The 13,034-nt window shown below is 63.5% G+C and carries 11 protein-coding genes; 9 read left to right on the top strand and 2 right to left on the bottom strand.

From position 1 onward, the window contains the following. The first annotated feature begins 1 nt into the window (after position 1). The 4 genes from HU729_RS10175 (at position 2) to HU729_RS10160 (ending at position 5,558) form a co-directional block, all read left to right on the top strand. Positions 2–856: an endonuclease/exonuclease/phosphatase family protein gene (locus tag HU729_RS10175; protein WP_186669942.1), complete on the top strand. Its 855-nt coding sequence runs from the start codon at positions 2–4 to the stop codon at positions 854–856. A gap of 79 nt (positions 857–935) precedes the next feature. Beyond that, entirely contained in the window at positions 936–2,945 is a 2,010-nt protein-coding gene (locus tag HU729_RS10170) for a diguanylate cyclase (protein ID WP_186709822.1), read from the top strand. A gap of 141 nt (positions 2,946–3,086) precedes the next feature. Continuing rightward, positions 3,087–3,863, top strand: a complete 777-nt coding sequence (locus HU729_RS10165) for an N-acetylmuramoyl-L-alanine amidase (RefSeq protein WP_186709816.1) — start codon at positions 3,087–3,089, stop codon at positions 3,861–3,863. Between the two features lie 75 nt (positions 3,864–3,938). After that, positions 3,939–5,558, top strand: coding sequence for an EAL domain-containing protein (locus HU729_RS10160; protein ID WP_186709814.1), 1,620 nt, complete (start codon positions 3,939–3,941; stop codon positions 5,556–5,558). A gap of 9 nt (positions 5,559–5,567) precedes the next feature. Here HU729_RS10160 and HU729_RS10155 read toward each other — a convergent pair whose 3' ends face one another. Further along, a complete protein-coding gene (locus tag HU729_RS10155) occupies positions 5,568–7,346 on the bottom strand; it encodes a KinB sensor domain-containing domain (protein ID WP_186709813.1) in 1,779 nt (592 codons plus the stop codon). Beyond that, positions 7,343–8,689: a sigma-54-dependent response regulator transcription factor AlgB gene (gene algB / locus HU729_RS10150; RefSeq protein WP_186669937.1), complete on the bottom strand. Its 1,347-nt coding sequence runs from the start codon at positions 8,687–8,689 to the stop codon at positions 7,343–7,345. Before algB ends, HU729_RS10155 begins: the two co-directional genes overlap by 4 nt. A gap of 211 nt (positions 8,690–8,900) precedes the next feature. Between algB and HU729_RS10145 the strand changes: the two genes are divergently transcribed. From HU729_RS10145 to gltP, 5 genes are all read left to right on the top strand, one after another. Beyond that, a complete protein-coding gene (locus HU729_RS10145; RefSeq protein WP_186709811.1) occupies positions 8,901–9,722 on the top strand; it encodes a BON domain-containing protein in 822 nt (273 codons plus the stop codon). A gap of 176 nt (positions 9,723–9,898) precedes the next feature. Further along, the gene (locus HU729_RS10140) at positions 9,899–10,183 is read left to right on the top strand and encodes a hypothetical protein (RefSeq protein ID WP_186709810.1); all 285 of its coding nucleotides are present in this window, start codon (positions 9,899–9,901) and stop codon (positions 10,181–10,183) included. 41 nt (positions 10,184–10,224) lie between these two features. Further along, entirely contained in the window at positions 10,225–10,386 is a 162-nt protein-coding gene (locus HU729_RS10135; RefSeq protein WP_003252966.1) for a DUF1328 domain-containing protein, read from the top strand. Between the two features lie 5 nt (positions 10,387–10,391). After that, the gene (locus HU729_RS10130) at positions 10,392–10,862 is read left to right on the top strand and encodes an inhibitor of vertebrate lysozyme family protein (protein ID WP_186709808.1); all 471 of its coding nucleotides are present in this window, start codon (positions 10,392–10,394) and stop codon (positions 10,860–10,862) included. Positions 10,863–11,600: 738 nt separating this feature from the next. After that, entirely contained in the window at positions 11,601–12,938 is a 1,338-nt protein-coding gene (gene gltP, locus HU729_RS10125) for a glutamate/aspartate:proton symporter GltP (RefSeq protein WP_186669929.1), read from the top strand. Positions 12,939–13,034 lie beyond the last annotated feature (96 nt).

Here is a 13,034-nt window from a genome sequence, read left to right as displayed (position 1 = left end):
CATGGCCCGCTTGCGTACCACGCGAAGTGTTGGCCTGCACCAGCCGCGGGTCAACGAACATCATCTGCAGGACCCAGGCCTGCCGGAGGATGGTCGCCTGCGGCTGCTCAGCTTCAATATCCAGGTCGGCATCAGCACCGAGCGCTACCGCCACTACCTGACCCGCAGCTGGCAGCACCTGCTGCCGCATACCGGGCGGGCCGGCAACCTGCAGAAGATCGGCGACCTGCTCGGTGACTTCGACCTGGTTGCCCTGCAGGAAGCCGACGGCGGCAGCCTGCGCTCGGGCTACGTCAACCAGGTCGAGCACCTGGCCCAGCTCGGCGCCTTCCCTTACTGGTACCAGCAGCTCAACCGCAATCTCGGGCGTTTCGCCCAGCACAGCAACGGCGTGCTCAGCCGACTCAAGCCCCAGCACCTTGAAGACCACCCCCTGCCCGGTCCGTCCGGTCGCGGGGCGATCCTGGTGCGCTTTGGCGAAGGCGAGAACGCGCTGATCGTGGTGATGATGCACCTGGCGCTGGGCGCCAAGACCCGCGCCCTGCAACTGGGGTATGTCCGTGAGCTGATCGGCGGCTACCGCCACCAGATCCTCATGGGCGACATGAACACCCACGCCAATGACCTGCTCGAGCGCTCGCCCCTGCGCGACCTCGGCCTGATCGCCCCACAGGTCGAGGCGACCTTCCCCAGCTGGCGCCCGCAACGCTGCCTGGATCACATCCTGCTCAGCCCGAGCCTGACGCTTGAACGGGTCGAAGTGCTGTCGCAGCCAATTTCCGACCACCTGCCTGTCGCGGTCGAGATCCGATTGCCGGATGCCCTGACTGTGGATACCCTGCCGGTCGTGCGCTGACACACTCAAGAGTTCGCGCTTCGCGCCGAAATCCAGTATTCACATACTCCCTGATGCCATTACCGTTGCGGATCCAGGCATGACCGACGAAGCCGAGCGCTGGAAAGAAAAATATCTAAAAAGCATCGAACGGCAGGAGAAACTCGAGCGCCGTTGGGAAGCCCGCCTCGACCTGCTGCGCCGTGGCCTGGTCCGCAGCACGCTGGCCGCCGAGGGTAGCGACAAGGTCGTCGACCAGTGCATGAAGGAAATGCGCGAGGTCATCCGCAGCGACAGCATGGACGCGGGGCTTGCCGGGCTCATTCCACGCCTGGAAAAGGCGGTGCTGGAGTCTGAACAGCGTCGCGAAACGCGCATGAACCAGGTCAGCGATGCGCTGACCTCGCTGGTCACCCAACTGCAAGGGTTGGAACTGCCTGGCGATGTTTCCCGCCCCCTGAAGAAGCTGGCCAAGAAACTCGACGGTGGCGTCAGCCAGTCGCGTGAGCTGCCGCCGCTACTGGGTGAGCTCAGCGGGCTGCAAGGGCGAGCGTTGTCGTCGCTGCGCAAGGTGACCGAAGAGGCGCGTCCGGGCTTGTTGCAGCGGCTGTTCGGCGGTCGTGAAGATGGCTCTCAGGTCGCACCAGAGCCGGAGCAGGTGCCAGCATTGCCGCGCGCTGCGGTGCACGTCGAGGCGGTGACCGAAGCTCCGCCCGTCCATTTGCCCGAGGCGCAACCACCGGCCCCGCCCCGCTTGCTCGACGCCGACGAGCTGCAGCCCCTGCCTGCGGTGCAGCCGGCACCCGAGCCGGCCCCGGAAGTCGCGCTGCCCGCGCCGGAAGTCACCCCGTCTGTCGAGCAGGTGGAGCCCGTCGCCGAGGCCCCCGAGCAAGCCGACCTTACCCACCCCGCACCTGTTGAAGCTGCCGCCGAGCCTGAGCCAGTCGAACCGCAGCCTGTCGCCGACGGCTCGCCACAGGAAGACGCCGACACCCCCGAGCCGCTGGAGGACGAGCCGCTTGCCGAGGACGGCCCCTACGACCTGCCGGATGCCGTGGAGCCGCCCTACAGTCAGGTTGCCGCGCACATCGAGGAAACCCTCATCGGTTTGCTCGATGACCTCAGCCTGCCTGAGCGCCACAAGGCCCAGGCCCTGGATATGCGCGAGCGGGTGGCGCGCGGTCTGAACTGGTATGAGCTGATCCCGGTGCTGGACGACCTTGCGGTGTTGATGCTGGCAATCAACGACAGCGGCCAGCATGAATTCGAAGCCTACCTGCAGCAGATCAACGAGCGCCTGGAGACCTTCCAGAGCCATCTGCAGGAGGCCAGCGAGGGACACGCCGACAACAGCACCGCCGCCCGCGAGCTGGACAGCCAGCTGCGCGAACAGGTCGATGGCCTGCAGAGCAGCGTCCAGGGCGCAGTAGACATCGACAGCCTCAAGCACCTGCTGGACAACCGGCTCGAGGGCCTGCTGGTCACCATGGATGAGCACCAGCACGAGCGTGACCGCCGTGAGCAGGAACTGGCCGGACGCCTGCAGGGCCTGGCCGAGCGAGTGGCGAGCATGGAGCAGGAGGCGCTTGGCTACCGTGAGCATCTGGAAGAACAGCGCCAGAAAGCACTGGTCGATCCGCTGACCGGTCTGCCCAACCGCGCCGCCTGGAGCGAACGGGTCGAGCGCGAGCTTGCCGACTGGCAGGAGAATGGCGGCCACCTGGCCATGGCCATCCTCGACCTCGATCATTTCAAACGCATCAACGACGGCTATGGCCACCTGGCCGGCGACAAGGTGCTGAAGATCGTTGCCGACCAGTTGCGCAAGCGCTTGCGCGGGCGCGACTTCATCGCCCGCTTTGGTGGCGAGGAGTTCGTCCTGCTGCTCCCCCAGACATCTCCCCCCACAGCGCTGCAGGTCGCCGAAGCGATGCGTGCGGCAATCGAGGCCTGCCCGTTTCACTTCAAGGGCGAGCGCGTGGTGATCACCACGTCCATCGGCGTCAGCGCCTTCCGATCCGGCGAGCGTGGCGACCAGGTGCTCAAGCGTGCGGACGAAGCGCTATACCGCGCCAAGGACCAGGGGCGCAATCGCGTCGAGCAAGGGTAACAAGTACCGCTACGCCAGCCCTGTTGCTTTCGACACGGTTCGTGCGCTCAGTCCGCTGAGTGGGCATCGTTGGGAATGGGTAATCGGCGATAGCACGTTATACTGTAGCGCTTATACCGACACATGACGTGCCTCCATCCGATGAAAACGTTCGCTACTGCCCTTCTCCTCATCCTGCTCGCCGGCTGCTCCAGCGGTCTGCGTATCGACCGCAGCCACACCTCGGCGAACCAGGACAGCCGCATCCAGTTCGTCGTCCTGCACTACACTAACGCTTCGCTGGAGCGCTCGCTGGCGCTGCTGACCCATGGCGAGGTCAGCAGCCATTACCTGGTTGGCGACGGCAATGCCACGGTCTACCAGCTGGTGGATGAAAGCCGCCGCGCATGGCATGCCGGCGACAGTCAGTGGCAGGGCCGCACCTGGCTCAACTCGAGCTCGATCGGTATCGAGATCGTCAATCCCGGCTATACCGATACCCCCAGCGGACGTGTCTGGCACCCCTACAGCGAAGCGCAGATCGAGGCAGTGATCGCCCTGGTCAAGGATATCGTCCAGCGCAACAACATCCAGCCGCGCAACATCATTGGCCACAGCGACATTGCGCCTTTGCGCAAGCTCGACCCGGGGCCGCTGTTCCCCTGGAAGCGCCTGGCTGACGCAGGCCTCGGGATCTGGCCGAACGCCGCCTCCGTGGCGCGCCAGCAGGTGTATTTCGAGGCCAATCCACCGAGCCCGCTCTGGTACCAGCAACAACTGGCCCGTTTCGGCTATGCCATCGAGCAGACCGGCGAGCTGGATGTCTCGACCCGCCATGTCATCGCCGCTTTCCAGATGCACTTCCGTGCGCAGCGCTTCGACGGCCTGCCAGACGCACAGACCGCGGCGATACTGCAGGTGCTCAACAGCATGCGGTGAATCAGGACCGCCTATCGCACCGCGCCAACTGTTCATCCAGTTGCTATACCTTTGGTATTCAACTGGATGCCGCGCATGTCTTCGCTGATCGCCTCTGTGCGCCAAATTTTCCACCGCCCCTGGCTGTTGGCCTCTCTGGTCGCATTGGCCAGTGCTGCGCTGCTGCTGGCCGCCAGCTTCGGTGTCACCCTGCAGCAGATGAAACAGAGCGAAAGCGCGCAGATGAATGCCCGCGGCGAGCGCTTCCTCGAGCGCCTCGAGCAGGTGTTCGGGCAATTGCGCGAGGGGGTCGACCAGTTGCAGACGCTGCCGATACGCGGCTGTGATCCAGCGATGTTGTCTGCGCTGCGTCAGGTGGGCCTGAGCTACCGCTTTGTCTATGAGGCGGCCTATGTCGACGGTGACATCGCCTGTTCCAGCCGAGGCGCAGAGCAGGTCATGCGGCCTATGCGCGCCCCCGATATCCAAGGGCCCACCTACAGCTACTGGCTGAACACCACCACCGAGCCGAACGAAAATCTCGCTGCGTTGATGCTGGGGCGTGGCCACTTCCTGGTGTCCACCTCACGTGGCCACCTGACCGACGTGGTCGATCTCCCGCCCGGTGGCAGCCTGCTGGTGGTGCTCGACCGCGGCAGTCGGGCGATCCCGGTGCTGGGCCCTCCCCAGCCCTGGCCACCGGCGCCGGACTGGCCGCCGCCGTCGCGCAAGGCGCTGATCGAGCTCAGCGACCGCCTCGTCTACCGGATGCCGACCAAGTCGCCGGACTACCAACTCGTCCTCATCGCCCCTCGTGCAAGCCTGCCGCTGAAGCTCAACGGCATGCTCTGGTTGCTGTTCCCCGGCAGCCTGCTGCTCGCCTGCTGCATCGGTTGGCTGGTGCTGCAACTGATCCTGCAGCGTCGCTCGATGAGCTCGGAGTTGCAGCAGGCGCTGCGCCGTGGCGAGTTGCAGGTGCTCTACCAGCCGATCTTCGAGCTGGACAGTCGCCGCTGTGTCGGCGCCGAAGCGCTGGTGCGCTGGCGGCGACCGGATGGCAGCCTGACCAGCCCGGAGTTGTTCATCCCGCTGGCCGAGAACACCGGGCAGATCCGCCAGATCACCGATTTCGTCCTGCAGCGGGTACTGGAGCAACTGGGCCAGTTGCTGCGGGCCAATCGGCACCTGTACATCTCGGTGAATCTGGCGGCGTGCGATGTGATGGTGCCGCGTATCGGCCGGGTCGCAGCGCGCTTGCTGGCCCATCATCGGGTGTCTGCAACGCAGATCGCGTTCGAAGTGACCGAGCGCGGCCTGATCGATGTGGTGGTGGCTCGCGACAACCTGCAGGCGCTGCGCTCGGTCGGGCATCAGGTACTGATCGATGACTTCGGCACCGGTTACTGCAGCCTCGCTTACCTGCAGACCCTGCCGGTCGATTGCCTGAAGATCGACAAGGCGTTCATCGACGCCCTGGGCCACGACGCCGCCAGCAGTGGCGTTGCCCCGCACATCATCCGCATGGCCCATGACCTGCACCTGCGGGTGATCGCCGAGGGGATCGAGTGCGAGGACCAGGCCGTGTTGCTCAACAGCGAAGGAGTCAACTATGGGCAGGGTTGGCTGTTCGCCCATCCGCTCAACGCCCGACAGTTCGCTGAGCTGATCACCCGAGGACGGCGGATGGGCGGGCGGCGGCTCGATGATGAGCCTTGAGCCGACGCCTCACACCGGCAGTGCCATGTAGAACTGCGTCCCCTGCCCCGGCCGCGAGAACACGCCCATGCGCCCGCCATGCAGTTGCACGATTTCCTTGCACAAGGCCAGGCCCAGCCCTGCGCCACCTTTCTTGCGCCCGACCTGCACGAACGGCTCGAAGATCCGCCCCTGCTGGCCATAGGCGATGCCTTCGCCGTCGTCCTCGACGCTGATAATCACCCGCTCGGCATGCCGCCGTGCGTGCAGGCGAATGTGCCCGCCGCTGGCGGTGTGGCGGATGGCGTTGTGCAGCAGGTTGTCCAGCACCCGGTCGATCTGCGCAAGGTCGACCTGAATGTGCGGCAGCGGACGCTCCAGCTCGCTGACCAGTTCGATCTGCTTGTGCGCCGCTGATTCGGCGAAGCGTGCCTGGGCCCGCTCCAGCAAGTCATCGAGTGTGCAGGGCGCCAGTTCCAGTTTCTGCAGCCCGCTCTGGTAGCGAGAGAAATTGAGCAGGTCGTTGATCAGTTGGGTCAGACGCTGCATTTCTTCGCCGATGGTGTCGAGCAGATCGTTTTCCCGCGCTTCGGGCGGGAAGGTGATCCGTTCGCGTAGCAGGCCGAAGGCCATGTGCATGCCGGTGACCGGCGTGCGCAGTTCATGGGAGGCACGCAGGACGAACTCGCTGCGTACGCGCTCGAAGGCACGCTGTTCGGTCACGTCATGCAACACCATCACCGCGCCGAGAATCGGCCCCTGCGGATGGCTGACGGGCGTCAGGCTGAAGGTCAGCAGGCGGGTCTCTTCGTCCACCTCGATGCTCAGGTCATCCGGTGGCCGGTCCAGGCTGCCGCCGCGCAGCACCTGGCGCATCTGTTGCTCCAGCTCCGGACGGCTCAGGGCTTCGGCCAGGCTACTGCCGAGCCGGGAGGCATCCCAGCCCAACTGCCGTTGAGCCACGGGGTTGAGGTGCTCCAGGCGGCCTTGGCGATCGATGATCAGCAGGCCGTCGTCGATGCTGTCGAGCACGGCCTGCAGGCGCTGCTGGCCGGCCAGCAATTCGTCGATATTGGTGGCCTGGTGCTTGCGCAGGGCGTCGGCCATCAGGCCGAAACGGCGGGTCAATTGGTTGAGTTCGGTGGCTTGGGTCACAGGCAGGGTAACGTCGAAGTTGCCCTGGCCAACCTGATCGGCTGCCTTGGCCAGGGCCTCGATCGGCTGGCCGAAGCGACGAGCGATGTTATGCGCGGTGATGAAGCCCAGCACCACCACCGCAAGGCCCATCAGGCCCAATGCACCACTGACCAGCAAGGCATGGTCGCGGGCATGTTCCTCGCTGCGGGAAATGTGCTCCAACGCCTGCTTGTGCGAGTCGATCAGGTCGGTACGAACCTGGTTGAACGCAGCGCCCAAGGGGTCGTCGACGCCCATGCTGCGCGACGGTGAGGGGCTGTCGCGATAGGCCTGGAGGAAGGCCTGGTAGTTGCTGCTGGCCTTGCTGAACCCGGTACGTTCACCGCCCTGCTCTAGGCCCGATACCAGTAGCGCCTGGAAGTTTTCCTGCAGGTTCACCAGGCTTTTCGGATCGGTATCTGCATCGAGTATCAGGTTCAACTGCTCACCCAGGTTCTGCCGCAGCTTGAGCCCGACTTCCAGGGTATGGGTGGTGTCGCGCACCAGCCTCTGCTGCACCGCAGCCATCTGCAGCACGCTGACCAGCCCCAGCAGCAAGCCCAGCAGTGCGACCGTCACCAGTGCCGAGATGCTGAGAAACAGCCGCGTGCGCAGCTTCATGGGCCACTTCACAGTTTGTACTGCTTGCGCTTGCGGTACAGGGTGGAGGCATCGATACCGAGGGTCTTGGCGGCCTGGTCGAGGGTATCGCTGGCCGCCAGGACGGCACCGATGTGGGCGCGCTCCAGCTCATCGAGGCTCAACGCTGCGCCAACCTTCGGGGCGTTGCCGGTGGGCTGCTCGCCCATCCCCAGATGGCCGATTTCCACGCGTTCCTGCGGGCAGATGATGCTGGCGCGCTCCACCACGTTGCGCAGTTCGCGGATGTTGCCCGGCCAGCGGTAGTTGAGCAGGGCCGCCCGGGCCTCCTCGCTGAACCCGCGCGCCGGGCGCGAATACTCCTTCACGAAGCGGGCGAGGAAGCGATCGGCGAGCGTGAGGATGTCCTCGCTACGCTCGCGCAGTGGCGGCAGGTGCAGGGTGATGACGTTGAGGCGGTACAGCAAGTCTTCACGGAAGCGGCTTTCGCGCACCATCTCCTCAAGGTTGAGGTTGGTCGCGGCAAGGATGCGAACGTCGGCCCGACGGGTGACCGGATCGCCGACCCTTTCGTATTCCTTGTCCTGGATGAAGCGCAGCAGTTTGGGCTGCAAGGTCAGTGGGAAATCACCGATTTCGTCGAGGAACAGCGTGCCGCCGTCTGCCTGGCTGACCCGCCCGAGCGTGCTCTCGCTGGCGCCGGTGAAGGCCCCGCGGGTATGACCAAACAGCTCGCTTTCCATCAGCTCGGCGTTCAGCGAGGGGCAGTTGATGGTCACGCAGGCCTTGCGCGCGCGCTTGCTCCAGCCGTGAATGGCGCGGGCCAGCTCGCCCTTGCCGGTGCCGGACTCCCCCAGGATGAGGATATTGGCATCGGTGGTCGCCACCTGCCGCGCGGTTTCCAGCACCGCCATCATTTGCGGGCTGTGCGAGTCGAGGCCGTCCTTGGGCTTGCGCACTTCACCTTCCAGCGCTTCCAGGCGCGCCGACAGCTGGCGCACCTCCAGTTGCTTGGCGGTGGCCAGGCGCAACTGGTCGGGGCTGCAGGGTTTGACCAGATAGTCGGCGGCGCCGGCCTGGATGGCATCCACCGCGGTGTCGATCGCCGAGTGCGCGGTGACGATCACCACGCGCATCCAGGGCGCCTGGATGCGCATCTGTGCCAGCACATCGAGGCCGTTGTCTTCTCCCAGGCGCAGGTCGAGGAAGCACAGATCGAACACCTGGCGTTGCAACAGGGTCTCTGCCTGAGCGGCGCTGTTGGCGGTGGCGACGCTGTAGCCCTCGTCTTCGAGGCAGTAACGGAAGGTGCGCAGGATCGCGGACTCGTCGTCCACCAGCAGAATGCGGCCTTGGTTGTCCTGGGCTGACTCCATTTTTCCTGCGCTCCTTTGGGATTGATCTCAGTTAGTGTCGGAAAAATCGGGCAAGTTGCATGGTCGATTCTGAAGGATTCCGCCCTATGCATGCTAGCTGTTGCCCTGTTTGTTGGCTAACAGATTGAAATAAATAGAGTTTCAGGCACTCGAGAACGCTGGCATGCAGGTTGCGAAAGTGCCTGGATTTGTTACGAAAAGGAGAAGTGCCATGCCTTTGTTCATGCGTCATTGCGCCCTGGCTGCCGGCCTGCTGCTGGTAATCGGCCCTGCTGTCGCCGACCCGTTGCAGGATGCGCGACTGGAGGGGGCCGTGCAGACTGCGGTTTCCCTCAACAAGGTGCTCAATCCGTTCCGCATCGAGGTGCAGGTGGAGGGCCAGCAGGCGCGTCTCAGCGGCGAGGTGGAAAACCCCGTCGAGCGCGACCTGGCCGAGCGTGTCGCCTTGGCCACTCGCGGCATCGAGCGGGTGGACAACCGTCTGCAGGTCAATGCCGAGCTGGCGGAGCAGCCGCTTGAGCGACGTGCCTACGCCCAGCGCCTGGAGGACGCCACCCTGACCGCGATCATCCGCGCGCGCCTGCTCTGGAGCCGGATAACGCAAAAGGCGCCGATCGAGGTCGAGAGCCGCGACGGCGTGGTGACCATGCGCGGTCGCGTCGACAACGTCGAGGCCAAGGAGCTGGCCGGCGTCATCGCCCGTACCAGCGAGGGTGTGTACCTGGTCAACAACCTGATCAGCCTGGATTCCGCAGCCATGGCCCAGGCCCGTGAAAACCCGCCGACTGCGCCGACAGGGCCGCAGCCCAGCGATGCCTGGATCATCGACAAGGTGCAAAGCAGCTTGCGCTATAGCCGCAATCTCGACGGGCCGAACATCAAGGTGGCGAGCCAGGAAGGCCTGGTGCGGCTGTCTGGCGAAGTGGTCAGCCAGGAGCAGAAGACCATTGCCGTGCAGATTGCCGGGCAGATCCTCGGGGTACGCGGCGTGGATGCCGATCTGTTGAAAGTGGCGAGCAAGGTGGAAGGGTGAATCGTGCAAAACGCACGGGTCGACGAGAGGCATCGTGCAGGATACGTCCTCACCTTCTCCGTTGAATTTGTATAACTTGTTGATTAATAAGGATTTTTATCCATCTTAAAAGCTGGCATGCAGGCTGCAATAACCTCCTCAAGGTTTGGATAACAAAGACAGCAGGAGGAGCCGGCATGAATCGCCAATCCGTCAACCGCTCGCAGGATGCAGTACTGCCCTTGCATCAGTTTCTGTACCTCGCGATGGCGTTGGTCGTGACCCTTGCCGCCGGGCTGTTCTACCACAGCTGGCAGACCGCCCGCCTGGCCGATCAGGTGGCGGCGCAGACCGCGCTGTTGACGCAATTGAAGACGGCTCATGCCACCACGCTGGTCAAGGCCGCCCAGCCGCTGCCTTCGGCCAAGGCTTCGCCAGCCACGCTGGAAAGAATCGTTCCTCAGGAACGCTGGGTGTTCTAGGTGCCACGCCGACCCTATCCCGAAAAGAAAGGAGAGTCATCATGCTGAGTTGGGCCATCACATTCCTGATCATCGCCATTGTCGCCGCGGTACTGGGCTTCGGTGGTATCGCCGGCGCCGCAACCGGTATCGCGAAGATTCTGTTCATCGTCTTCCTGGTCCTGTTCGTCGCTTCCTTCTTCTTCGGACGCGGTAGAGGTTGACGCCCATGAGCAGGATGCTCTGCAAGGCCCTGGTCACCGCCCTGCTACTGGGCGGTGGCTCTGCGGCGATGGCAGCCAATGACGGCCAGGTGCGGGCCAACCAGTTGCTGGGTTCGGATCCGGAATACCGAGAGACTTGGCAGAAGACCATAAAGAATGAAGAACGCCTGCCCGAGTGGGTGATCAACCTCAGCGGCAGCTCGACGCAGCAGATGTCGGCTGTGACCGAGGACGGCGACAAGTATCTGGTCGGCCCTCTCTGCGAGTCGGACCACAACTGCACCTACAAGCGCCTGATCGTGGCGTTCAGCTGGGACAAGGATGAAGCCTACGGGATGCTCGTGGAGGTTCCCGAAGGCTTGCCCTCGGACAAGTCGCCGACCCGCCATGCGGATTACCGCTGGCTGGGCAAGCCGGACGACGGCATGAAGGCGCTGCTGAAGGAGCAGCTCAAGCGCGACCCGAACTGGTACTGACCAACGGTCGCGCATTGTAATCATATGGTCGCTGAACGTACTTACCGTTGCGGCGTCCATGATGCGCCGCCTCGAGGAGAGGCAGCACATGACCAGGGGGCCGGGCTGTTCTGATCGCTTCAGGATCGGAGTGGCCTAGGGGTACAGGGAGTACCTCCGACAAGGGCCGGGTCAGGAGAGACAGCGTCGGAAGATCCAGATCAGCGGTGTCGGAAAAGACATGACGGCCTGATCTGGCTTCCGAAGCGTCCACACGCAGATTTGCCTTTTCGGGCGCACTTGTACGATTTCCCCTTCAAGACACATTTTGTCGTAACCGTATATCGAATTTTTTTCCCCTCGATTGTGCGGTGCGCACAGTGCTTTTTGTTCCATTCGGATTGTCGAACAACCCTCCTCTACCCTGGAACTGATCCTGTCGTTTCTGCCTAAAAATGGCGGTTTGGCCTTGTTCGGAAAACCGAACGGCTGGATTTTATGGCCGCTGAATTGGCCGATTTGCGGTCTTTTCTTATGCCGATTCGGCATAGGGTAGTCGTTTCCGGCATTAGACTGGCCCTGTCCACGTCGCAATAGTTGCCGCCTTTTTCGCTGGCCCGAGCGCTCGTTCGCTCGCTGGCGGTGACCTGAGAACAGGGTCGCCGGACGGAAGCCAATCGCTGCCCGTGACGTTGCCAACGGCGCTGGGATGCGCTTTTCCGACCTGTCGGCCATGACCACTACAACAAAGGTAACGACATGAAGAAGGCAAAACTGAGCCTCGCCTGGCAGATTGTGATCGGTCTTGTCCTGGGCGTTGCAGTCGGCGCGCTACTGAATCATTTCAGTGCAGAAAAGGCATGGTGGATCAGCAACGTCCTCCAGCCCGCCGGCGACATCTTCATTCGCCTGATCAAGATGATCGTCGTCCCGATCGTGATTTCGTCGCTGATCGTGGGCATCGCCGGGGTTGGCGACGCGAAGAAACTGGGCAGCATCGGCCTGAAGACCATCATCTACTTCGAAGTGGTGACCACCATCGCCATCGTCGTCGGTCTGGTACTGGCCAATGTGTTCCACCCAGGTGCCGGCATCGACATGAGCACCCTGGGCACCGTCGACATCTCCAAGTACCAGGCCACGGCTGCAGAGGTACAGCATGAGCATGCGTTCATCGAGACCCTGCTCAACCTGATCCCGTCGAACATCTTCGCAGCGCTGATGCGTGGCGAGATGCTGCCGATCATCTTCTTCTCGGTCATGTTCGGCATGGGCCTCTCCAGCCTCAACGCCGACCTGCGCGAGCCGCTGGTGCGTACCTTCCAGGGCGTGTCGGAGACCATGTTCAAGGTCACCCACATGATCATGAACTATGCCCCGATCGGCGTATTCGCCCTGATCGCCGCGACCGTCGCCAACTTCGGTTTCGCCTCCCTGCTGCCGCTGGCCAAGCTGGTGCTGCTGGTGTACTTCGCCATCGCCTTCTTCGCCTTCATGGTGCTGGGCCTGGTGGCGCGCGTGTTCGGCTTCTCGATCATCAAGATCATGCGCATCATGAAGGACGAGCTGATCCTCGCCTACTCGACCTCCAGTTCCGAAACCGTGCTGCCACGCGTCATCGAGAAGATGGAGAAGTACGGTGCGCCGAAGTCGATCTGCTCCTTCGTGGTGCCGACCGGTTACTCGTTCAACCTCGACGGTTCGACCCTGTACCAGAGCATCGCTGCGATCTTCATCGCCCAGCTGTACGGCATCGACCTGTCGATCAGCCAGCAACTGCTGCTGGTGCTGACCCTGATGGTCACCTCCAAGGGTATCGCCGGCGTGCCGGGCGTTTCCTTCGTGGTGCTGCTGGCGACCCTGGGCAGCGTGGGCATTCCACTGGAAGGCCTGGCTTTCATCGCCGGTGTCGACCGCATCATGGACATGGCCCGTACCGCGCTGAACGTAGTGGGTAACGCCCTGGCCGCGGTGGTGATCGCCAAGTGGCAAGGCATGTACGACAGCGCCAAGGGCGAGGCGTACTACAACTCGCTGCTCCAGGCCAACGGCAAGAAGAAAGAAGCCGTGGTGGCGGGCAAGACCGTCAACCAGTAAGCCTCGAGCTGCATGCAAGAGCCCCGACCCGTCGGGGCTTTTTGCATTCTGGAGTCCGACACGATCCCCTGTGGGAGCGGCCTTGTGCCGCGATCG

Origin of the sequence: Pseudomonas sp. RW10S2 (genome assembly GCF_014268985.1) — a bacterium.
Taxonomy (GTDB): domain Bacteria; phylum Pseudomonadota; class Gammaproteobacteria; order Pseudomonadales; family Pseudomonadaceae; genus Aquipseudomonas; species Aquipseudomonas wayambapalatensis.
This window is presented reverse-complemented; position numbering and strand designations above follow the sequence as displayed.